We start from the raw sequence: 23,131 nt of genomic DNA, 5'->3' as shown, positions 1-23,131 counted from the left end.
CCATGTCCGGCTCCTACAGTGCTCAGCCTGGTCATCTCTACGGCGTCGGACTCGGTCCCGGCGACGCAGGTCTCATTACACTTCGCGGTGCCGACATCATCCGCACAGCCGATGTCATCGCCTACCATGCCGGAACTCACGGACGTTCCACGGCGCGTTCAATCGCCGCCGAATTGATTGACGCGCGTGACGACGCTGCCGTGGAAGAGCAATTGCAATACCCGGTGACCACCGGGCGCCCGGCCGACTACCGCGAGCAGCTCGCCGGTTTCTATGCAGAGGCCACTGCTCGCCTGCACAAGCACTTGGCCGAGGGGCGAAGTGTTGCAGTGCTTTCGCTCGGTGACCCGATGCTCTATAGCTCGTACCAGCACCTGCATCACGCCCTCAGCGAGGACTTCCCCACTGAGATTGTCCCCGGCGTGGCCAGCATTACTGCTGCGGCAGCAGAGATCGGTCAGCCGCTCGGCGAGGCTACCGAAATCGTTAGCGTTGTTCCCGCCACCGCCGATTCCGCGCGGATCGCTGCGGTTCTTGACGCTTCAGACTGTGTAGTCATTATGAAGCTGGGGAAAAACGTTGAGAAGGTTCGTACAGCGTTGCAGGCCGCGGGCATGCTCGAGCGCGCCTATGTTGTCGAGCGAGCAACCATGAATGAGCACACCAGCTACCCGCTGGCCGATGCCGACCCGGAGAACGTTCCCTACTTCGCAGTGGCCGTCGTGCCTTCCGCTGTCTACGGCACTAAACGGAGTGTTTCTGGGGTGCCTTCGCCAGCCGATGATGCAGCGACCGGTGCAGCCACCGATACAGCAACTGAGTCGGCTACCCCAGCGGTCGGTGAAGTCGTAGTTGTCGGCCTTGGCCCGGGTGCTGAACGCTGGACTACCCCAGAAGTCACCGAGGAATTGGCACGGGCCACAGATCTGGTTGGCTACTCCACCTACATCAACCGGGTTCCTGAGCGCACCGGGCAGCGCCGCCACCTCTCCGACAACCGTGTAGAGGCAGAGCGAGCCACTATGGCGCTAGATATTGCAAAGCGCGGTGGACGCGTCGCGGTGGTCAGCTCCGGTGACCCGGGGGTCTTCGCCATGGCGGCGGCAGTGCTGGAAGTCGCTGACGACGATATGTGGCGAGACATTCCAGTTAGAGTCGTGCCCGGCATGACTGCAGCTCAGGCTGTCGCAAGTCGAGTAGGCGCTCCCCTTGGCCATGACTTTGCGATGCTCAGTCTCTCCGACAGGTTGAAGCCCTGGGAGGTCGTCGTTAAGCGAGTGCGTGCCGTAGCCGGAGCGGACATGGCGTTTGCTGTCTACAACCCAGCATCCAAGTCGCGGAGATGGCAGATCCGAGAGCTGCGTGCATTGGCCATGGAATACCGTGAGCCGACAACACCAGTGATTGTGGCGCGGGCAGTCGGCTCGGAGCAGGAAAACGTCACCGTGACCACGTTGGCGGAGTTCGATCCGGACGTCGTCGATATGCGAACCATGGTGATTATCGGTTCGTCGTCGACGAAGGCGTATCGTGCCGGCAAGACCACTCGGGTCTACACCGCGCGCCACTACGGTGAGGGTGGCACGAGTGGAACTGGTGAGTTGCTGCGTTAGCCGCTACGCCCGGCGGATGACGGCGTTGTACGCCTCATCCACCGTTGTGGCGACGGTGGCGATATCCGCGCCGGGCAGCTGCGGGCGCTGCACGATAACGACCGGCTTTTTCAGGTCGCGGGCTGCTTCAATCTTGGCGTAGGTAGCAGCACCACCGGAGTTCTTGGTCACCACGCAGTCCACGGCGTAATCCCGCATGAGCTTGCGCTCCGCTGCGACATCGTAAGGCCCACGGCTGAGAATAATCTTCCGATTCTTGGGCAGTGGCGGCGCGGGCTGTTCCACGCAGCGAATGAGGTAACGGCCGTTGGAGTCGCCGGCAAATGGAGCTAGCTGCTGACGGCCAATAGTGAGAAACGGGCTGTAGAAGCGGTCGGCAACAATGTCCGCGGCCTCCTGCATAGAGGACACCTCAATCCAGTTGTCGCCGGGCTGCCTCTCCCACGCAGGGCGATGCAGCGCCACGAGCGGAAGACCGGTGGCGCGGGCAGCTTCAGCGGCAGATTCGCTGATTCGCTCCGCATAAGGATGCGTGGCGTCGATGATGACTTCGGTGGCATCGGCGATCAGCCATCGCGTGAGCCCCGCAGGGCCGCCGAAACCGCCGATGCGGACATTGCCGGCGGGCAGCTTGGGGTTGGATACGCGACCGGCCAGTGAAGAGGTGACAAACCAGCCCTCGCCCACTAGCCGCTTGGCCAGGGCGCGGGCCTCAGCAGTTCCACCCAGAATTAGTGCACGCATGGAATGGTCCGTCCGTGTTCATCGCGCGGGCGATCATCGCTGTAGAGGTAGCTATCCGGGAACGCCTCGGCGGTGAGTACCTTGCCGACAATGATGACCGCCGTACGAGTCACACCTGCATCCTTGACCTGCTGCGCAATATCAGAGAGCGTGCCACGGAGAATAACCTGTTCCGGGCGGGATGCGAAAGCCACGACTGCCACCGGACCGTGCTTCCCATAGTGCGGGGTGAGTTCCTTTACTACACGGTCGATGTCATGGGCGGCCAGGTGAATACACAGAGTCGCACCCGTACGGCCGAAGTTTTCCAGGGTTTCGCCCTCTGGCATCTTGGAAGCGCGCCCGGAGATACGAGTCAGCACGACTGACTGGCCGACAGTTGGCACCGTGAGCTCGTGTCCAAGAGCCGCCGCAGCCGCGGAAAAAGCTGGCACACCTGGCACAATTTCGTAGTCAATGCCGAGCTCGCTGAGACGACGGACCTGCTCTGCCAGCGCCGACCACACCGACGGGTCGCCGGACTGTAGGCGTGCAACATCCTTGCCCGCCGCATGTGCCGCTTGAATGGTCTCGATGATGGTATCCAGCGGCATACGCGCGGTATTGATAATCTCTGCGCCCTCGGGGCAGCTCTCCAGCACCTCAGGCGGGACAATCGATCCCGCGTAAAGACACACTGGGCAGGAGCGAATAAGCCGGTCCGCGCGCAGCGTCAGCAAATCTGCTGCGCCCGGGCCTGCACCGATGAAATACACAGTCATTGTGGGTTACAGAGTCCTCAATATTTTTAGACAGAGAAATTACGTCTATGGTAGCGCAGGCTCTACTGGCTTCACCGCCACCCACTGCACCACCGGCAACGCCGGCCGCCACGCAGTGAAAGTGCCGACTGCACCTGCGCGCTCCACGGAAAGCCGGGTGACATCCCCGCCATAGTCGCGACGTGCCTGCCACAGCAGAGCCTCCGACTCCAGCGTCACGGTGTTCGCGACGATGGTGCCACCCGGGGCAAGGCGTTGCCAACAGGCCTCAAGCATGCCGTCAGCAGTGAGACCACCGCCGATGAAAATGGCATCGGGGCGAAGATTCGAGTCAGCCAAAGCTCCCGGCGCTGCGCCGTGGTGGACAGTCACATTGCCCGACAGGTTCGCCACATTCTCAGCAATTCGCTCTGCACGAACAGCATCGCGCTCAAAAATTTCCGCGCGCCCGCCGTGCCGAGCCCACTCAATGCCAATCGACCCCGTGCCACCGCCGACATCCCACAGCAGTGCTCCCGGCCGCGGATCCAACGCCGCTACCGTCATTTGGCGAATCGGCGCCTTCGTCAGCTGGCCATCCGAGTCAAAGTCACCGTCGCGCAGCCAGCCGCGCGCGCTTCCCGACGGCTCCACCGCCAGCACCGTGAGGTTGCCAGCTGGAACCGGCGGGCTCGCCACCGTTCCTTCGGCCACAGACTCCGGCAGCCCCGTCGCCTCCGAGCCACCGAGATTGGTCAGCGCGGTGAGCTTGGTGTCTGGGCGGTCGGCTAAAACCGTAGCGACCTCCTTCACTGAGTCCGCGTTTCGACACAGCACGAGGAAGGGGCGCAGTGCATCTGCTACCGGCACAACACGTGCAGCACCAGGTATCCCCGGCTCCCCTGTTACTAGAGAGATCACCGGAGTGTCATGCAAAGGCCAGCCGAGGTAGGCACAGGCCAATGAGGCCGACGACGGTGCTGGAATAACTTCCACGCCACCGCGGCCGAGCTCGCGGACCAGGGACGCGCCGACACCGTGGAACATGGGATCACCACTGGCCAGGATGACATCGACTGCGGGGTCAATATCGGCCAGGGTGGCCTGCCAGTCCTTCCAGAAGCCACTGGGCCAAGGAGAGAGTTCGGCGTCCAGGTTGACGTCGGCAAGCAAACGGAGCTGACGGGGAGAGCCAATGATGCGGCGTGCCGACGACAGCGCCTCGACTGCGCGGGCAGATAGACCCTCGTAACCGTCACAGCCAATGCCGACGACGCGAAGTTTCTGGCTCATCGGGGCATCTTCCGCCAAATCCAGCGCGGAGTCAGATGTGTGGCACGGGCGAGCAACGCCAGTTTCCGTGGCACCCAGACATGGGGCTTCCGGCCATCGAAGGCGGTGACGGCGGCCTCAGCGACCTCGGCGGGGCGCGAAGACATCGGCGCCGGCTTCATGCCTTCGGTCATGCGGCCGATGACGAAGCCCGGCCGGACGATTGTCAGCTGAATATGGCTGCCGTGCAGGCGGTCCTGCATGCCTTGGAGGAAACCGTCGAGGCCGGCCTTCGCCGAACCGTAGACATAGTTGGCGCGGCGCACGCGGGCGCCTGCGATAGAGGAAAAGGCCATGATGCGGCCCGCGACCTTGTCGCGCACAGGCAGTTTGCCGGCGGCGATGTCGGACTCCATGCGCGCGACAATCTCTGTGAGAATCGATGCCTGAGCCGTGAAGTCGGTGTGAATGACCGCCGCCGCAGCCTCCCCGGACTCTTCACACTTCTGCTGATCGCCGAGGATGCCGAACGCGACAATCACCGTATCGATGGGACCGTGCTGCCAGGCGTGCTCAACGAACTGGCGGTGTGAGGCGATGTCATCGGCATCAAAGTGGATGCGATGCACCGCGACAGCACCGGCGTCGATGAGGCGGCCAGCAATGCCGTCGAGTGCCTCAGTGCGGCGCGCGGCGAGCGTGAAGGTGTTGTGATTGGCCAGCCGCGCGGCGACTTCCCCGCCGATTTCGCTGGTGGCACCAAGAACGAGTACGTGTCCCATGCGCTAGAAAAACCTTTCCTCTAAACCTCGATTAGACGGTAATCAAATCGTGCGGACCGTTATTGACCGATTCGCCGCCGTCTTCGGTGACAATGATGATGTCCTCCAGCCGCATACCGAATTCGCCCGGCAGGTACACGCCCGGCTCCACCGAAAACGCCATGCCCGGCTCGAGTGCAAGCTCATTGCCAGCCATAATGAACGGCTCTTCATGGGTGGACAGGCCAATGCCATGACCAGTGCGGTGAATGAAGTACTCGCCGTAGCCCGCAGCGGTGAGGCTGTTGCGCGCAATCGCATCAATCTCTGCAGCCGTCACACCCGGGCGAACCGCTGCTACAGCAGCTTCCTGAGCCTTCCGCAGGGCCGCCCACGCTGCGGTTACCTTCTCCCCCGGCTTGCCGACGACATAGGTGCGCGTGCAATCGGAGTGGTAGCCGAGCGGCAAGGTGCCTCCGATATCGACGACCACCACGTCGCCGTCCTCGATGACGCGGTCGGAGAAATCGTGGTGCGGATTAGCACCATTTTCAGCCGAGCCGACAATGACGAAGTCAATGGCGACATGGCCTTCCTCCAGGATGGCAGTCGAAATCTCATCGGCGACCTCGCGCTCGGTGCGACCTGCACGCAGCATGCCCGGAACGCGAGCGTGAACGCGGTCAATGGCGGCGCCGGCCTCGCGCAGCTGATCAATCTCAGCGGCGTCCTTGCGCATGAACAGTTCCTTCAGCAGTTCTCCGGCCAACACAGTCTTGGCTCCGGTGAGATCCTGAATGGGAATCAGGTGGTCAGCGGTCAACGACGCCCCAATTGCGAGAGTGCCCACGTGGCCCACCAGGTCGGCGACAATGCGGTGCGGATTCTCTCCGTCTTCCCACAACACCACATCGGCGTTGAGGTCGTTGATAGCGCACAATGGCAGGTCTCCCCGCTCCACAGCGGGCAATACCAGCGTGGTTGTGCCGGCTGCGGTGACTACCAGCGCGGTGAGACGCTCATGCGAAGTGACCGCAGAACCAATGAGATACTGCAGGTCAGCGCCGGTTCCAAAGACTGCAGCGTCTGCATCGCGGGTGCGGAGTAGCTCCGCGGTGCGATCCAGACGCTGCTGATAGATGTCAAAGCTAAAGATACCGTTGCTCATAGTTGCCAACTGTACCCGTCGGCCTGCGCCCGTCGCCGGTTGAGTGGCCCGGGGCGACGAGGCTTCGTCTGACCAACTTAACCGGTAACTAATTATTCAGCGCCACGACTCCCCTGCGAATCACCTGAATAGCCTCGGCGGACTTGTCGCGAATGTCTGTGGAGTAGCCGGTCTTCTTAATCTGCTGCAATAGATCAATGACCTGACGGCACCAGCCGACAAAGTCACCCGGAGTCAGCTCCGCGCCACTTTCGGCCGCTGCCTGCAGGCAGTACCCCAGCGGTGCGCCCGCAGTCCACTGATGAATTGCAGTGGCAAAGGCCATGTCCGGCAAGTTCGTCACCGGCAGACGGTAGCGGCGCTCATCCTCCGACAGCTCCTCCCAGATGCGGTAGGTGTTCCCCAGCGCCTTGGCCAACGGCTCGGTCGGAACCTCATCGCTGCCCTGGCTGGCCTTGCGGTTTTCAAAGACCAAACTCGACGCGGCACCGGCCAGCTCTGCCGGGTCCAAGTCGTCCCAGATACCGCGGCGCAGGCACGTGGCCACCAGCAGATCCGACCCATTGTGAATCTGCGCCAGCCGCAGGCCTTCCTCCGTAATCGTCGGCTCCGCGCCCTCCGGCCATTCCACGTAGTCCATCTGTGTTAGCAACTGCAACATGCGGTCGAATGTGCGTGCCAACGTATCCGAGGCGGAATCGACGCGCTTTTGCAGCTTGGCCACATGCGCCTCAGCCTGTCGCAGCGTATCGGCATGACGAGCCATCGTCTCCACCGCAGGATCTCCATGTAGCGGGTGCTCGCGCAGCTCCTGGCGTAACTTCCTCACTTCCGGCGAATTGCCTCCACTGCGACGCTTCAGCCTCTTTGGTCCCTTCAGTCCCTTGCGGCCGATCTCTGCACGCACAATACCTAGCGCACGTCGCGGATGCCGATCCGCATCCCGCGGCAGCTTAATCGAGCCGATTGTCTGCGGCGCCGCTGGGAAGATATGCGGTTCCACACGTCCCACAAATCCGCCGACACTGATGACACCGGGACGAGGATTCGACTTCGAATGATCCTCCCGGTACACCACCGCCAACTGCACCTTCTTACCCTTCGGCAGCGGAATAACCTCGCCCCTACGGAGCCTTCGCAGCGCGGTCACCGTTTCCGTGTGACGGTCTTCAATATTGCGACGCTTGGCGTTCTTCTCCTCCTGTGTCAGCTTCGCGCGCAGATCCAGGTATTCGAGCATCTGGGTCAGGCGCTCGTCGTCACGCGAACTGCCCTCTCCGCTTGACGACGACGCATCAGCTTCCGCCCCTTCAGCGTGCGCATCGGCTCCCCTGCCGAGCAATTCCGCACGCAGGGCCGCGGCCTCTTGCTTGGCCTTGGACAGTTCGGCGGCGACTCCGACTATGTCGCCATCCGCCTGGAACTGTGCGAATGAGCGCTCCATGACACGCTTCGATCCCTCGTAACCGAGTGTCTGTAGGAGGTTGACGCTCATGTTGTAGCTCGGTGCGAAGGTGGAGATCAGCGGGTAGGTGCGTGTGGATGCCAGCCCCGCGACGGCCTTCGGGTCCATTGCTGGAGCCCACTGCACCACGGCATTACCGACGGTGTCGATACCGCGACGGCCAGCGCGGCCCGTCATCTGCGTGTACTGACCGGGCGTGAGATCTACGTGTGCTTCGCCGTTGAACTTGACCAGCTTCTCCAGCACAACCGTGCGGGCAGGCATGTTGATGCCCAGCGCGAGCGTCTCGGTGGCGAAGACGACCTTGACCAGGCCTTCGTTAAAGAGCTCTTCCACAATGTGCCGAAACGCAGGCAGCATGCCTGCGTGGTGCGCCGCAAAACCTCGGATGAGAATGCGGCGCCAGCGCAGGAAGCCGAGAACCTGCAGGTCTTCCTTCGGAATGTGAGCCACACCGTCATCGATAATCTTGGCGATGCGCTCCTGCTCATCTCGGTCAGTGAGTTCTGCGCGAGTAGCGCCGACCTGCGCCAACGCGCCTTCGCAGCCCGCGCGGGAGAATATGAAAACGATCGCGGGCAGCATGTTCATGGAGCCGAGCATGCGGATAACATCGCCGCGCTTCGGTGGGCGGAACTTGCGCTGCCCCCTATCGCCCCAGCTGTATGAGCGCCCACCGCCCTTGTGCTTTTTGTACTGGTAACGATCCCTGGCCCCAGCGTCCCCGTAGCCGAACTCGGCGCGACGGCACGCCTCCAGCAGATCCTGATTGACCTTGCCCGACTTCGCCTCGAAAAGAGGATAGAGCCGGTTTCCCACCAGCATGTGTTGATGCAGTGGAACCGGTCGCAGATCCGTGACAATGACGTCCGTGTGCCCGCGTACCGTGGAGAGCCAGCGACCAAATTCCTCGGAGTTGGATACCGTCGCGGACAAACCGATAACGGCCACGGACTGGTCGAGGTTCAAAATAACCTCTTCCCACACAGCGCCACGCTCCCGGTCAGCGAGGTAGTGAATCTCGTCCATCACCACATGCGTGAGTTTCTTCAGCGTCGGCGAGTTCGCGTAGATCATGTTACGCAGCACCTCGGTGGTCATCACCACGATGTCTGCGTCGCCATTAATCGAAGTGTCACCAGTGAGCAGGCCCACGCGGTCCTCGCCGTAGTCCTCGACTAGGTCGTGGTACTTCTGGTTGCTTAAGGCCTTAATAGGGGTGGTGTAAAAGCACTTACCACCACGGTCGAGAGCTGCATAAATAGCGAATTCGCCAACAATAGTCTTGCCCGCACCGGTGGGTGCACAGACGACAACGCCCCGCCCTGCCTCAATTGATTGGCAGGCGCGGAGCTGAAAGTCGTCAAGATCGAAATCCTGTTGGCTAACGAAATCGCCGAGAAGAGTCATGCCTCTAGAGTGTCATAAACCACGCTAGAGAACATCATCAAAGTCACTCGTCGGACGATTTCGCAAGTCCTGCGTCGGCATCGGAGTCTCCGGAATCATTCCGTGTGGCCGCGGTGGACGCGAATTGCGAGTCGGGCGCATCTGGGATGCCTGAGTCGGCGCCGGCGGGTTAACTGACGTCGGGCCAGAAATCGGGGAGGTCGTCGGAGCTGCTGATGCCGTCGGCATGCCGCCCGGCTGAATCGACGTCGGCGTGCTTACTGAAGTCGGGGCGTCGATGCCGCCCACGTTGCCGATACCGCCAGCAGAGCCAATTGGACCGGAGGCCGCGATTGGTCCGGAGCCTTGTTCGTCATCCAGATCCAGCCACTCCGGTCGCTCATTTGCTTTACGACGGTCATGGAGACGACAAATCTGGATTGCGATTTCCACTAGCAATGTCAGCGCCGTCGCCATTGCGACCATAGATATTGGTTCTTGACCTGGTGTCATGAAAGCCGCAAAGACAAACAGCGACATGATGATAATGCTGCGTTTGTCCTTGATGCCCTCGTAGGTAATGACGCCCGCCATGTTCAACATCACCACGAAGAGCGGAACTTCGAAGCTGACTCCGAAAACCAGAATTAGTGCGAGGACGAAACCGAAGTACTGCGAACCGGTGAGTGCGGAAATCTGCGTTTCTTCACCAATCTGAAGCAAGAACTCCAAACCGAAGGCGACAACGAAGTAAGCCAGGACGGAACCCATGACAAACAGCAGTGCTGCGGCAGTCACAACTCGGCGGGTGGTGCGGCGTTCCTTCCGAACCAAGCCAGGGGTGATGTAGGCCCAAATTTGGTAGAGCCACCATGGCGACGACATCACCAGACCGGCCAACGCGCCGACCTTTAGTCGCAGCATGAACATTTCGAACGGACTGGTCGCCAGCAGACGACACTCCGCACCCTCGCCGCCGCCGAGACGCATCTCGGGTGGAAGCTGACAGTATGGATCCTTGAGCAATTCACCCAGGGACTTAAAGTGCAGCGGACCGACATCGGTCGAGGTAAACGGTATGCGTAACTGGCCAATTGTAAAGGCGGTCTGGTACCAGATGAAGCCCACAACAGTGCCAACGGCGATACCAGCAAGAGAGAGAACGAGACGACGCCGGAGCTCTTGAATGTGCTCGACAATAGTCATCACGCCCTCGGGATTGCGCTTACGTTGGCGCTTCCGAGGACGTGATGTGGATGTAGCTGAAGTCACGCTTCAACCGGCCTTCTACTACTGCTGCGGCTGGCCAGGGTTGTTCTGGCCAGGCTGCGGCTGGTACGGCTTCTGCGGCTGAGCCTGCGGCGCCGGCTGCTGGTACTGCTGCTGCGGTTGGTACGGCTGCTGTGGCTGGGCCTGCGGAGCCTGCTGGATTGCAGCCTGCTCCTGCTGCTCGTCATCGTTGCGCATTTCCTTAACTTCGGACTTGAAGATACGCATGGAGCGGCCGAGCGAACGAGCGGCATCCGGCAGCTTCTTTGCGCCAAAGAGCAAAACAAGAACAACCAGGATAATGATGATTTCCCAGGGACCTAGGTTCGGCATCCGCTTAGAGACCTTTCAAATGAATACAAATACAAGTGGCAAGTTGCCACATTGTGCGCGATAGAAGCTCTAGTTTAAGCTTTGTCGTTTCGACCATACTCTGCCAAAGCTTCGGAAGCTCGCGCAACAACGGCGTTTTTCAATTTTAGGGGCTCAGTGACTTTTACGCTCGGTATACGGCGGAGCACAAAGGAGACTGTTGCTGCCAGGTCGGACATGGGCACGTCAGCGGCAAATTCCGACTGCCTTAAGCCTTGGTCAGAGACCGGTTCGGTATCCTCTTCTTCTCCCTCATCTTCGGTGAAGAAGACCGGTTCATAGTCTGCAATCCACGTAGCATCGGCGTCGATAAGCACACTCGCCCATTCGGACGTCCCCGTTTCCGCACCAAAGGCGTGCGGATCACGGATATCGACGGGCTCTGGGCGGTGGAAAGCGGCGGGAATGTCGAGGACCTCGGCGGCCTCCAGGCGGTCGACACGGAAACTCTTCTGATGGCTGTCTTCCTGCGCCCGGTCGACGGCGCGGAGGTATGTTGTGGACTCAACTGTATAAACGTTGACACAGTCAAGTTCACGGACTGAAACCTGCCCTGAGGCATTCCGGTAACGCACCTTCAGCACTTTGCGCTGATGCAGCGCGGAGTAAATCTGCTCTGCAAAGGCAAAGGCCTTGCCATCCTCTGCGGCGGTCGAATCGATGATGGGAACGTTCGTTCCCAGGGCACTGCGGAGCTTTGTCGCGGCCGTCTGCGCGGCCTCGGAAGAGGTGGCGGCTGCGGAGTCCTCGATGGTTTCCAGGATGAGCAGCAAGGTCGCGGTCTCTTCGGCTGTGAGCGCACGCGGGTGGCTGAGCACCGTTGCATGAGGGCGAATACGGACGTCAAAGCTGTTGCGGTAATCAACTTCAAAAGCCCGCACTCCGAGGAGTCCCGGCTGGTCAATATCGGCAATCTGCTCCACGATTGCCCGAATTCGGGCAAAAGGGATGGCCAGCTCGGTTGCGGCCTCTGTCATTGAACGGTGCTGGGAAAAATACGGTACGACCGCCAACAACTCGTCGACGCTGACAGTCGCGTCTAGCTCTCGGGCTGCATGCACTGTCATTAGTTGCCCTCCAGAGTGTTCTTCGTACCATTCAATCCGCTATGGCGAGCGAGTACCTGCTCCAACCGAGCAATAATTTCCGACCGTGCCTCTTCAGGTGATTCCACGATCAAATCCGGTGCGTAACTCAAACCTGTGGACACAATCTCGCTCACAGGTGCCGCTGGCAGCTCGTAGCGGCCCTCCCCCAGCGCTGTTGCTTTCATTACGACATCAGCGCAGGTATTCGGGGTAATACGAACGACCGCCTGATACGTCTTCCCACCGCGGTGCAACATCTCTTCCGCAATCTGTTGCAAGTCACCATCGGGCATTGGCTGCGTCGCCGACGTTCCCGTATCCGACACATCGCGGATACGGCTGAGCCGGAACATACGCGCCGCCTCACGCTGCGGATCAAAACCCAGCACATAGAAGCGTCCGCGCAGGTTAATCAAACCCCAAGGCTCCAGCGTGCGCAGTTCATCATCCACGCCGTACTGGCGGGCGTACCACATTTCCACTGTCCGCCGCGGCGAAGTCATTGCGGTCAGTAGCGTGCTGAAATCCGCCCGACTCATATCCACCGCATCGGCTACCACCACCGACTCATCCGGCTTCGCAATGGCGCTGCGCTGCGCAAACGACGCGAGCTTCCGCCACGCCGCCACAGCCGTCGAACTCAGTTCCTCCGAACCAAACGCCGCATTCGCCGCCTGGAACACCACTGAAGCCTCCGCTTCAGTGAACTCGGGGTCGTGCTGGGGCCACCGCAGCCTGTTCAGACGCAGGCGCTTGACCTTATCGCCAGTGCTTGACGACGAAACCTCCACCGGGACCCCGGTGGTCAGGAGTGCTGCGGTGTCCGCACGTAAGTATCGAGCCCGAGATTCTTCGGAAACACGGGAGTAACCCTCGACATGTTTGGAGATCCACGACTCGCTTACCCATCCGGTGTCGTCGGCAAGCGCCAACAGCAGCTGAACCTGGCGTTGGTTCTCACTGATCGCGGCGGTTCCGGGGCTTTCCGATACAGGTGGGACAGACACGACTGTGGGGCTCCTTTTCCTGGGGCGGTTTCCTGGGACGGAACTAGTTTTCCTGCTGCGTATCCGAGGTCTTCTTCGCAGCTGTCAGAATCTCAATCATGTCGTTGACCTCATCGTTTTCCGTGGCAAAGGGGTCGCCGAGCATCGTGGAGACGGGATCATCGCCGGAAATCTTCAGGTGTGTCCAGTCCACGACGGTCTTCAAACTGGATTCTTCAGCTGCAACGAGGAAATCACCGCGCAGCTTCGCACGAGTAGTCGGCGGTGCGGTGCGGACTGCCTCAGCGACCTGCTCATCGGTAATCCACCGCGAGGCAATGCCACGGGCTTCCAGCGCGCGGAAGATGCCGCGGCCGGGACGGATGTCGTGGTAGGCCAAATCGATTTGATGAAGTTTGGGGTCCTCCAGAGTCAGACCGCGGTCCAAGTAGCGCTTCATTAGCGAGTACTTAATGGCCCAGTCAATGTCGTGCTCAATGAGAGACCAGTCACCGGTTTCCACGGCATCCAGTGCGCGACCCCACAGCTCGACAATGCGGCCCATTTCCTCGTTGGACGTGCCGGCACCGGCAATGCCCTTGTCCTCGTTGACCATGTTTTCTTCGCGGACCTTCAGCCACTGCGCCGCAGCGTCCAGGAACTCGCGCTGAATCTGCAGCGCGGTGGCAGTTTCGCCACTGCGCAGTGGAATCTCGGCCTTGCCCGTCATATCGCGGCTCACCGCACGGATGGACTTGATTTCGTTGGCGACCTCGAAGTCCGGCAACTTCACATCGGCTTCAATCATCTCCAGGACCAACTGAGTGGAGCCAATCTTGAGTGCAGTCGTCGTCTCACTCATGTTGGAGTCGCCCACGATGACGTGCAAGCGGCGGAATCGGTTGGAGTCCGCGTGTGGCTCATCGCGAGTGTTAATAATCGGCCGGGAGCGCGTCGTTGCACTGGAGACACCCTCCCACACATGATCCGCGCGCTGCGAGAAGCAGTACTGAATCGGATCGTTGTGATACGGCGAGGTTGGGTACGGCAGGAAAATCTTCCCCGCCCCGCAAATGAGCTGTCGCGTAACCAAGAAAGGTAGCAGCAGCTTGGACAGGGACTTCAGCCCCAGTTCACGTCCAACCAGGTAGTTTTCGTGACAACCGTAGGAGTTACCGACGGTATCAACGTTGTTCTTCAGCAGGTAGACCTTGCCACCGATGCCCTCGTCAGCAAGCTCTGCTTCAGCCCTTTCGGCGAGTTCGTTCAGGATGACCTCGCCCGAGCGGTCGTACGCGACCAGCTGCGAGACCGAATCGCACTCAGCGGTGGCGTACTCCGGGTGGCTACCGACATCCAGGTACATACGACCAGCATTGTGAGTGAAAATGTTGGTCGCCCCGTACTTGGCGATCACCGGGCGGAACATGTAGCGGGCAATCTCATCCGGCCCCAGGCGACGCGAGCCATCCAGCGTCAGAGTGATGCCGAACTCGGTCTCAATGCCGGTGATGCGTCGGGTCAACGCCTGTGCTGGTACCTGCTGGTCAGTCACTTCTTACTGGCCACCCTTCTGGACGTACGAACGCACGAACTCCTCGGCGTTGTTCTCCAGCAGACCATCAATTTCATCCAACAGGTCGTCGGCAGCTGCAACGTGCTCCTGTGCCTGACCGCCGCCAGCGACCTCGCCGAACTCTTCCTCGTCGCCTCCGCCGGAACCGCCGCCGAAAACCTGAGTGTTACCAGCCATGATATCGCTCCTTCAAGAAATCAAACTTTTGAGTATTACTGCTCTATTACTGCACTGTGCGTGCCTATTGCTCGCGGATAGCTCCGAGCGTACGCAGATGCTCGACCACCTCGGCCACTGTCTCCGCCGACTCCAACATGTCACCGCAATCTGCGGCAGTGAAACGGTCAACTTCATCCAGCGTAATGTAGGCCAGCGTAATTCCAGGCGACTCCACGTTACGAGTACGCCGATACACCCCCGAAGTGTCCACCACTAAGCTGGTCCAACTGCCCGCGACGACATCCTTGCCAAAGCGGCGCAAAATGCCACCGCGCACATACGCACGCGTGGATTCCGGCGCGTATTCAACCGCGCGGTTGACTTCTTCCTCGGTCACGAGCGTGCGCATCGAACCGCGGCGTACCAGCGCATGGTACAGGCCACGAGTCGGATCAATATCCGAGTACTGAATATCAATCAGCGCCAACTTCGGGTGATCCCAGCCCGCGCCCAGGCGGGTACGCAAGCCCTCCATGAGGTTGTATTTCGCCACCCAATCCAGCAGGTGGGCTGCCTTGCGGGGGTCGTCGGCAAGCACGTCGAGCACTTCACGCCAGAGCTTGACGACATCGCCCTGCTGATCGTAGCTCTCCACGCGACGCAGGTACTCGTACTGCATTTCCACCGCGGACATCCAGGTGACATGGTCCGCCAGCTGCAGCTTCTCGGTGCAGGTTAGGTCTCGGGAGACCTTATGGACCGCCTCGACGGGGTTGCGGAGCTGCAGATCGTCGAAACGCACGCCGTCCTCGATGGCGTCAATGACCAAACCTGTGGTGCCCAGCTTGAGGAAGGTGGCGACCTCACTCATGTTGGCATCACCGATGATGACGTGCAGGCGGCGGAAGCGATCGGAGTCGGCGTGTGGTTCATCGCGGGTGTTGATGATGCCGCGGTTCAAAGTGGTCTCCAGTGAGACTTCAGTCTCGATGTAGTCCGCGCGCTGCGAAATCTGGAAGCCCGACTCCTGTCCCGTCTGTCCCAGACCAACGCGACCAGCGCCCGTGAACACCTGGCGGGTGACGAAAAACGGCGTCAGACCGGCGACAATGTCATCGAACTCGGTTTCCCGGGAGAAAAGGTAGTTCTCGTGGGCGCCATACGAGGCACCCTTGCCATCGACATTGTTGCGGTAGAGCTTGAGCACCGGGCCGGGGTTGCCTTCGGCATCGGTGGCTTCTGCGGCAAGCTGAGCTGCCCGCAGCATAATCTTGTCACCTGCACGGTCAGCGATGACCGCTTCGCGGGCAGTTGCCGTCTCCGGTGAGGAGTATTCCGGGTGTGCGTGGTCGACGTAGAAACGGGCACCATTCTGCACCAGCAGGTTTGCAGCGCCAACGGCGTTTGGATCCACAATCGGTGGCTGGTGGTAGCGGCGCAGGTCAAAGCCACGGCTGTCGCGCAATGGCGACTCCGGTGCGTAGTCCCAGCGGATGCGCCCCGACAGGCCCTCCTCCTGCTCGTGCGCGAAAGCCAGCACGGCCTGCGTGGAGGTGAGAATTGGGCTGACATCCGGGTTGTCCGGGCTGGAAATGCCGTACTCAATTTCGGTGCCGAAGAAGCGGCTCGGCTGTGCGGGGTTTGCAGCAGAGTCAGCAGCGGACTTCGCAGCGGAATTAGCCATGGCGAATCACCTCGACCGAGGCAACGCGCGCCGCGGGACGACCGGAGATGCGAGCCCACTCATCCGGGTTCGAGGTGTTCGGCAGGTCCTCGTTCTGCGCGAACTCCTCCGCCACGGCGGACAGCAGATGGTCCAAGCTAATGCCCGCCTCGCCACCGGCGATAACCGACTTGATGGCGGACTTCTTCGCGCGGTCGACGATGTTGGAAATCATCGCGCCGGAGTTGAAATCGCGGTAGTACATGACCTCGCTGGTGCCATCTGCATAGCGGATCCGCACGTACTCATTTTCTTCCGTCTTGGCGTACATTCGCTCAACAACCTGGTCAATGAGGTGTGCGACATTTTGCTCCACCCCATCGCGCGCTTCCACCTCAGCCGCGTTGTACGGCAGCTCCGGGGTCAAGTACTTGCGGAAGATATCCTTCGCCGCAGCCTCATTCGGGCGCTCAATGCGGATCTTCACATCCAGGCGTCCCGGGCGCAGAATTGCCGGGTCGATCATCTCCTCGCGGTTGGTGGCACCAATCACGATGACGTTTTCCAGCCCCTCTACACCGTCAAGTTCACTGAGCAGCTGCGGGACCACAGTGTTTTCCATATCCGAGGAGATACCCGAACCACGAGTGCGGAAAATCGAGTCCATCTCATCGAAAAAGACAATAACCGGCTTGCCGTCCTCAGCGATGTCGCGAGCGCGGTCGAATATCAGGCGAATCTGACGCTCCGTCTCGCCCACGAACTTGTTCAGCAACTCCGGGCCCTTGACATTCAAGAAGTACGATTGAGCTCGCTGCGCCTCCGCCTCGGTCTTACCTCGGGACAGCGCAATCTTGCGTGCCAACGAATTAGCCACAGCCTTGGCAATCAGCGTCTTACCATTGCCGGGAGGACCGTAGAGCAGCACACCCTTCGGCGGACGCAGGTTGTACTGCTCAAACAGTTCGGGCTGCAGGAACGGCATCTCCACGGCGTCGTGAATCTGCTCAATCTGACTGTCCAGACCACCGATATCCGTGTAGGTGACATCCGGTACCTCTTCCAGCACCAGGTTTTCCACCTCGGACTTCGGAATGACCTCAAACGCATAGCCCGACTTGCGATCAATCATCACCGAGTCCCCCGGCTTCGGCGACAAGTCCCCAGCCAGAGACACCACGAATTCCTCACCGTGAGTATCCGAGGCCAAAATGCGCTCCCGATCCGGCAGCACCTCACGAACATTGGCGATATCGCCGCTTTCCGGATAACCGCAGTCCTCCACGATTATCGAGCCCTCATTCAGGCGCACCTGCGCGCCCGGCCGAAGCGCCCGCTCGTTAATCTCCGGCTGCACCCTCAGTCGCATCCGGCGGTTTCCGGTAAACACCTCTGCGGTGCTCTTCTCCGGTCCCGGCTTAAGGAAAATACCGTACGTGCTAGGCGGCTCCAGCATGTCCTCCATGTCTTGGCGCAGTAGCTCTAGCTTGTTACGGGAGTCCCGCAACAGCTCAACCAGGCGATTATTTCGAATGCCGAGGTTGTAGTTCTTCTGCTCTAGATCACGGATTTTGTCAGACGGCGTTGTCATGTACCCCAGATTACCCATTGGGTCCGCCGCTGTTGTCGCTTGGTCGATTTAGACCGTATGTCGTATCACGCTTTACGACGGCTACACCTCCCAGCGCGAAGCGGCGGTCTTACAGCTTCTTTTGATTTCGTCGCTGTGGACGCGGAGGCACCGTGCCGTCGGCAAGCCTGCGTGCCCACACCAGGAACGCGGTATGCGCCTGCATACGGTGCGCCGGGCGGACGGAGAGATCCTGAACATTCCAGTCGCGGACCAGGGATTCCCAGGCGCGTGGTTCGGTGAAGCACTTCTGCGCGCGGATGCCTTCCATGACCTTCATTAGCTGCGGAACGGTGGCAACATAGACCATGAGCACGCCGCCAGGCTGGAGCACCTTCGAGACGGTGTGCAGGCACTCCCACGGAGCGAGCATGTCCAGAATGACTCGGTCGACCGGACCGCCGAGCGACTCGACGGAGGCTTCGTTGAGATCGCCGAGGCGCAAGTCCCAGTTGTCGGGCTTGTGGCCCATGAAGTCGACAACGTTGCGTTCGGCGTGCTCGATGTGGTCCTCGCGGACCTCGTAGGAAATAAGCTGCCCGTCAGCGCCGATGGCGCGGAGCAGGTTGAGGCTGAGTGCGCCGGAGCCAGCGCCGGCCTCCAACACCCGCGCACCTGGGAAGATGTCGCCCTCGACGATAATCTGTGCGGCATCCTTCGGGTAAATCACCGCAGCGCCGCGCGGCATGGACAGGACGTAATCGACCAGCAAGTGACGCATGGCCAGGTAGACCGTGCCTTCGCCGGAGGTGACGGTGGTGCCTTCCTTGGCGCCGATGAGGTCGTCATGGAGGATGGTGCCGCGGTGGGTGAAGAACTTGCCACCCTCCTCGAGGATGACGGTGAAGTGGCGATTCTTCGAGTCAGTCAGCTGGACTCGGTCGCCGACCTGGAATGGTCCGCTTAATGCCATAGGTGTGTGGGCTCCTTTTGGGGTTTGGTTGGGTCGGGTTTTGTTTTGGTCGTGGCGGGATGTGTCGGGTGCAGCCAAATCCGGGCAGTACTCTAACCTGGCTAGTATGCCCGACAATGCCCAAAGTTCTAAGTCAGCAGTTCAGCCTTCCCGCCGCTCTAAGTTGGCGCTGTCGCCGTCGAGAGCTAATGACTACCGCCAGTGCCCGTTGAAGTACCGGTTCCGTGCGATTGACAAGATTCCGGAGCCGTCGACCGTCGCGCAGGTCAAGGGCACATTGGTACATGCTGTGCTCGAACAGATGCATGCCTGGCCCCGTGAAGAACGCACTTACCCAGCGGCGGTGAAGCGCCTGAAGCCGACCTGGGAGGACATGCGTGCAAAGGACGAGGAACTGATTGAGCTAGTTCCGGAGAGTGATTACTATGACTTCCTTGTCGAATGCCGCGGCCTGCTCAAGGGCTACTTCATGATGGAAAATCCCATGGGGTTCGATGCGGCCGAGATGGAAAAGTTCGTTCAGCTGGTTATTGATCCGGATGCGGATCAGACCGTGCCGTTGTCGGTGCCACTTCGTGGTTTTATCGACCGCGTCGATATCGCCCCGACTGGTGAGGTCCGCATTGTCGACTACAAGACGGGCAAGAAGCCTTCTCCTCGCTTCCAGGATGAAGCACTTTTCCAGATGCGTTTTTATGCGCTGGTGTGGTGGCGACTCACCGGTCATATCCCGGAACAGCTGCGGTTGATGTACCTGAAGGTTGCCGATGACCTGGTGCTGAGCCCCAACGCGACAGAATTAGAGGCTTTCCAAGCGGAGATTGCCGACTTGTGGTCGGCGATCGTGCGCGACGGTGAAAACGGTGACTTTGTGCCGAAGAAGTCCAAACTCTGCGGGTGGTGTTCTTTCCAGGAGATGTGCCCTGCCTACGGCGGGGTCACGCCGGAGTACCCCGGCTGGCCAGGCGCCGTCGGTGACGGTGGCGCTGAGTAAAAGTTGCGGATGGCGGTGGCTCTCGATGGCGGTGGCTCTCGATGGCGGTGGCTCTCGAGGGATGTTAGCTTTCGCGGGTGCCGCCGTCGGCGGGAACGGCGCCAGTAAGAGTTACTGATTAGGTTTATAACGGGTGAATGAAATTAACTGTTCGGTTTTTGTCACAAACCTAGTCAGTTTCTCTATGCGGTGTTTTAGGTAGACCCCCACTACAACAGCACGCTGCCGAAAGCGAAACCAAACGCGACGGCCAGGGCAATACATAAGGTGCCCGGGATGATAAACGAGTGGTTAAACACGTATTTGCCAATTCGGGTGGTGCCGGTGTCGTCCATCTCCACCGCGGCAAGGAGCGTCGGGTAAGTAGGCAGCACGAATAGCGCGGAAGTCGCTGCGAAGGAAGCAACAGCAGTGATGGGAGAAACTCCCACCGCGAGCGCAGCGGGCATGATGGCCTTTGCAGTGGCCGCCTGCGAGTAGAGCAAAGCGGCCGCGAAGAAGAGCACGATTGCCAGCATCCACGGCATCGTGGTCAGTAGGCTGCCGGACGCGGTCTTAATGTCGTCGATGTAGTGGTTGATAATTGTGGTTCCCAGCCACGCCACACCGAGAACGCAGACGCTGGCGGACATGCCCGATTTAAACACTGGGGTGTTCAAAATCGTTGCCGCGTCCAGCTTGCAGGCAAGCACGATAACGGTAGCGGCGGTCAACATGATCGACATGATCGCCTCGTTTCGTGGAAGCGTGGGATCAGCGATGAGACCGACCTGCTCAGTGCTGATGGTCGCGTAGACCATCACTGCGAGAATCGAGAGAAGGAAAATCGCCACCGACCACTTGGCCGACTTGGTTGGTATGTATTCACTCATCTGGCCACGTGGCTTAGAGACCAACCCCTTTTCCAAGCGGCTTTGATACTCCGTATCGTCGTCAAGCTCTTTGCCTAGGTGATTCGTGACAAAGGCGGTCGGAAGGATGGCGAGGAACGTCGAAGGAATGAGAATCGCCAGGAGTGTGAGGTAACCAACGCCGCGGGGTTCCATGAGCGAAGCCATGAGCACTACAGCCGCTGAAATGGGTGATGCCGTAATCGCCAACTGAGATGCGATGACCGCCACGGACAGCGGGCGGGACGGGCGAACGCCTCCTTCCTTGGATACTTCGGCGATAACTGGGAGGGTGGAAAATGCGGTGTGGCCGGTGCCGGCGAGCAGGGTCATCAGGTAGGTGACAACCGGGGCCCAGTAGGTGATGTGTCGCGGGTTTTTGCGCAACAACCGTTCGGCAATGTGGACGAGATAGTCCATGCCTCCGGCCCTTTGCATAGCGGCAATTGCCGCGATTACCGACATAATGATGCCGATGACATCGAAGGGGATGTCATCTTTGGTGACCGGGACTCCGGTGATGCCAAGCGCCAAAACGCCCAGCCCACCGGCGAATCCGATAGCAATTGAACCTAGACGTGCTCCGAGGAGGATCGCTGCTAGAACGATAAAGATTTGGACGGCAACTAACATGTGTATCTGCGGAAAGTCACTCGTTAGGCTTGTTGCCGCTTAGGACCAATCGTCGAGGCGAGACTCCCCTGCCACGTAGCGCTTACCCCGATATTCCGGGTGCATGAGGTTCTCGGTGCTCAGGACGTGGTTGAGCTCCTTCTCGTCCATCAGCTCACGTTCAAGGACAATGTCGCGGACGGAGCGGCCGGTGCGAGCGGCTTCCTTGCCGACCATATCGCCCTCGTGATGGCCAATGACCGGATTCAGGTAGGTCACGATACCGATGGAGTTTTCCACATAGCCGCGGCACACTTCCGGGTTAGCGGTGATGCCGGTAATGCATTTGTCGCGCAGAGTGTCGGTGGCGCTGCGCAGTAGTTCAATCGACTCGAAGAGACATGCGCCGATGACAGGCTCCATCACGTTTAGCTGCAACTGACCGGCCTCGGCTGCCCAGGTCAGAGTCACGTCGTTGCCGAAGACCTTGAAGCAGGCCTGGTTCGCGACCTCCGGAATTACCGGGTTGACCTTTGCCGGCATAATCGAGGAGCCAGCGGCGCGCTCCGGCAGGTTGATTTCATTCAGTCCGGCTCGGGGACCCGATGCCAGGAGGCGCAGGTCGTTGCACATCTTGGAGATCTTCATGGCTGCGCGCTTCAGGCATGCATGCACGCTGACGTAGGCGCCGGTATCGCTGGTGGCTTCAATTAGGTCCTTCGCAGAGGTCACCTTGAAGCCACTGACCTCACGCAGCGCCTGGGTCACGGCCTCGCGGTAGCCCGCCGGCGCATTCACACCGGTACCGATAGCGGTTGCTCCCAGGTTGATTTGCAGCAGGCGTGCCGACGCAGTTGCGATGGACTCCTGCTCTTCCTCAAGGTTGTGGGCAAATGCGTGGAAAACCTGTCCCAGGGTCATGGGAACGGCGTCCTGCAGCTGCGTGCGGCCCATTGTGATGATGTCGTTGAATTCATCACCCTTAGCATGTAGGGCCTCAACCAGGGAATCGAAGTGCTTCTGCAGGCTCAGCAGCGACATGTGGATAGCAAGACGGAAACCCGTTGGGTAGGCGTCGTTGGTTGACTGGCACTGGTTGACATCATCGTTGGGGTGAATGACGTCGTATCGGCCCTTTTCCAGACCGAGCAGTTCCAGAGCGAGGTTAGCGATGACCTCGTTGGTGTTCATGTTGAGACTGGTGCCAGCTCCACCCTGGAAGACATCGATTGGAAACTGATCCATGCAGCGTCCCTTTTCCAGGATTTCATCACATGCGGCGACGATGATGTCTGCAACATCGCTGGGCAGCGTGTGGACGCGCTGGTTGGCAATGGCCGTGGCCTTCTTCACCATCACCATGCCACGAATGAATTCGGGCACATCGTTGATGGTCTTGCCTGAGATTTGGTAGTTGTCGATTGCGCGCAGGGTGTGGATGCCGTAGTAAGCCTCTGCCGGAACCTCCATCGATCCAAGCAAGTCGACCTCGGTACGCGTTGCGGACATATGGACATGATCCCTTCTCGTAGGCGCAGTCTTATGAACCACAATTCGTGTGAACCACAATTCGTGGTGCTGCTTGGTTACACCGTCAAAACTACAGCGCTGGCGCAGCTGCCGCTTTTCCGGCATAAGGGGACTATGTCAGTACGGCTAACGCCGTGCGCACGCTTAGTGCTAAGCCTACTACCTACGTCGAGGTAGGTGGATGTGAAAATGCAGTGGACAGCTCCCGGCGTGAGATGGTGCCCCCGCTCGAGGTGGCGTCCCCGCTCGAGATGGTTGGTCCTCCCCCGTTACCTTGTGAGTGTCCCCGATAATGGG

General features: G+C 60.0%; 19 protein-coding genes. 2 read left to right on the top strand and 17 right to left on the bottom strand.

Translation table 11 applies throughout. The annotated features are described in order from the left end of the window. Nucleotides 1–2 precede the first annotated feature (2 nt). A complete protein-coding gene (gene cobJ, locus HMPREF2847_RS08305; protein ID WP_070852106.1) occupies nucleotides 3–1,613 on the top strand; it encodes a precorrin-3B C(17)-methyltransferase in 1,611 nt (536 codons plus the stop codon). 3 nt (nucleotides 1,614–1,616) lie between these two features. On the opposite strand, the gene HMPREF2847_RS08300 is transcribed toward cobJ, so the two are convergent. The 15 genes from HMPREF2847_RS08300 to HMPREF2847_RS08230 all read right to left on the bottom strand — a co-directional run bounded on the left by HMPREF2847_RS08300 (nucleotide 1,617) and on the right by HMPREF2847_RS08230 (nucleotide 18,808). Further along, nucleotides 1,617–2,357 (bottom strand): cobalt-precorrin-6A reductase, encoded by a 741-nt coding sequence (locus HMPREF2847_RS08300; protein ID WP_070852105.1) that lies wholly within the window; start codon nucleotides 2,355–2,357, stop codon nucleotides 1,617–1,619. Continuing rightward, nucleotides 2,345–3,118 carry a precorrin-4 C(11)-methyltransferase gene (gene cobM / locus HMPREF2847_RS08295; RefSeq protein WP_070852104.1) on the bottom strand — a complete coding sequence of 258 codons (774 nt, stop codon included), beginning with the start codon at nucleotides 3,116–3,118 and terminating at the stop codon, nucleotides 2,345–2,347. The genes HMPREF2847_RS08300 and cobM overlap by 13 nt, the downstream gene beginning before the upstream one ends. Nucleotides 3,119–3,163: 45 nt before the next feature. Further along, a complete protein-coding gene (locus HMPREF2847_RS08290; RefSeq protein WP_070852103.1) occupies nucleotides 3,164–4,390 on the bottom strand; it encodes a bifunctional cobalt-precorrin-7 (C(5))-methyltransferase/cobalt-precorrin-6B (C(15))-methyltransferase in 1,227 nt (408 codons plus the stop codon). Further along, entirely contained in the window at nucleotides 4,387–5,151 is a 765-nt protein-coding gene (locus HMPREF2847_RS08285; RefSeq protein ID WP_070852102.1) for an SDR family NAD(P)-dependent oxidoreductase, read from the bottom strand. The genes HMPREF2847_RS08290 and HMPREF2847_RS08285 overlap by 4 nt, the downstream gene beginning before the upstream one ends. Before the next feature lie 31 nt (nucleotides 5,152–5,182). Next, complete coding sequence (locus HMPREF2847_RS08280) at nucleotides 5,183–6,298, bottom strand: M24 family metallopeptidase (RefSeq protein WP_070852101.1); 1,116 nt, start codon at nucleotides 6,296–6,298, stop codon at nucleotides 5,183–5,185. Between the two features lie 88 nt (nucleotides 6,299–6,386). After that, the gene (locus tag HMPREF2847_RS08275; protein ID WP_070852100.1) at nucleotides 6,387–9,173 is read right to left on the bottom strand and encodes a DEAD/DEAH box helicase; all 2,787 of its coding nucleotides are present in this window, start codon (nucleotides 9,171–9,173) and stop codon (nucleotides 6,387–6,389) included. A 24-nt stretch (nucleotides 9,174–9,197) separates the two neighbouring features. Further along, nucleotides 9,198–10,424 carry a twin-arginine translocase subunit TatC gene (gene tatC, locus HMPREF2847_RS08270; protein ID WP_168168375.1) on the bottom strand — a complete coding sequence of 409 codons (1,227 nt, stop codon included), beginning with the start codon at nucleotides 10,422–10,424 and terminating at the stop codon, nucleotides 9,198–9,200. 18 nt (nucleotides 10,425–10,442) lie between these two features. Then, the gene (gene tatA, locus HMPREF2847_RS08265; RefSeq protein ID WP_070852098.1) at nucleotides 10,443–10,754 is read right to left on the bottom strand and encodes a Sec-independent protein translocase subunit TatA; all 312 of its coding nucleotides are present in this window, start codon (nucleotides 10,752–10,754) and stop codon (nucleotides 10,443–10,445) included. Nucleotides 10,755–10,828: 74 nt separating this feature from the next. After that, entirely contained in the window at nucleotides 10,829–11,860 is a 1,032-nt protein-coding gene (locus HMPREF2847_RS08260; RefSeq protein ID WP_070852097.1) for a helix-turn-helix transcriptional regulator, read from the bottom strand. Further along, a complete protein-coding gene (locus tag HMPREF2847_RS08255) occupies nucleotides 11,860–12,888 on the bottom strand; it encodes a helix-turn-helix transcriptional regulator (protein ID WP_070852096.1) in 1,029 nt (342 codons plus the stop codon). Before HMPREF2847_RS08255 ends, HMPREF2847_RS08260 begins: the two co-directional genes overlap by 1 nt. A gap of 43 nt (nucleotides 12,889–12,931) precedes the next feature. Continuing rightward, entirely contained in the window at nucleotides 12,932–14,422 is a 1,491-nt protein-coding gene (gene pafA / locus HMPREF2847_RS08250) for a Pup--protein ligase (RefSeq protein ID WP_070852095.1), read from the bottom strand. Nucleotides 14,423–14,425: 3 nt separating this feature from the next. Then, on the bottom strand, nucleotides 14,426–14,620 hold the full coding sequence (locus HMPREF2847_RS08245) for a ubiquitin-like protein Pup (protein WP_005510795.1): 195 nt from the start codon (nucleotides 14,618–14,620) through the stop codon (nucleotides 14,426–14,428). Between the two features lie 64 nt (nucleotides 14,621–14,684). Beyond that, nucleotides 14,685–16,286 (bottom strand): depupylase/deamidase Dop, encoded by a 1,602-nt coding sequence (gene dop / locus HMPREF2847_RS08240; protein ID WP_083327348.1) that lies wholly within the window; start codon nucleotides 16,284–16,286, stop codon nucleotides 14,685–14,687. After that, complete coding sequence (gene arc / locus HMPREF2847_RS08235) at nucleotides 16,279–17,856, bottom strand: proteasome ATPase (RefSeq protein WP_246821991.1); 1,578 nt, start codon at nucleotides 17,854–17,856, stop codon at nucleotides 16,279–16,281. Before arc ends, dop begins: the two co-directional genes overlap by 8 nt. Nucleotides 17,857–17,965: 109 nt before the next feature. Then, nucleotides 17,966–18,808, bottom strand: a complete 843-nt coding sequence (locus tag HMPREF2847_RS08230; protein WP_070831940.1) for a tRNA (adenine-N1)-methyltransferase — start codon at nucleotides 18,806–18,808, stop codon at nucleotides 17,966–17,968. Nucleotides 18,809–18,914: 106 nt separating this feature from the next. Between HMPREF2847_RS08230 and HMPREF2847_RS08225 the strand changes: the two genes are divergently transcribed. Continuing rightward, complete coding sequence (locus HMPREF2847_RS08225) at nucleotides 18,915–19,802, top strand: RecB family exonuclease (RefSeq protein ID WP_070601429.1); 888 nt, start codon at nucleotides 18,915–18,917, stop codon at nucleotides 19,800–19,802. 209 nt (nucleotides 19,803–20,011) lie between these two features. Here the strand turns inward: HMPREF2847_RS08225 and HMPREF2847_RS08220 are convergent, their stop codons facing one another. Beyond that, nucleotides 20,012–21,325 (bottom strand): anaerobic C4-dicarboxylate transporter, encoded by a 1,314-nt coding sequence (locus HMPREF2847_RS08220; protein ID WP_070628550.1) that lies wholly within the window; start codon nucleotides 21,323–21,325, stop codon nucleotides 20,012–20,014. A gap of 39 nt (nucleotides 21,326–21,364) precedes the next feature. After that, nucleotides 21,365–22,813, bottom strand: a complete 1,449-nt coding sequence (aspA, locus tag HMPREF2847_RS08215; protein ID WP_070852093.1) for an aspartate ammonia-lyase — start codon at nucleotides 22,811–22,813, stop codon at nucleotides 21,365–21,367. Nucleotides 22,814–23,131 lie beyond the last annotated feature (318 nt).

It is taken from the genome of Corynebacterium sp. HMSC074C03, from assembly GCF_001838285.1.
Taxonomy (GTDB): domain Bacteria; phylum Actinomycetota; class Actinomycetes; order Mycobacteriales; family Mycobacteriaceae; genus Corynebacterium; species Corynebacterium amycolatum.
The sequence above is the reverse complement of the archived record's forward strand: the minus strand, read 5'-3'. Positions and strand labels throughout refer to the sequence as shown.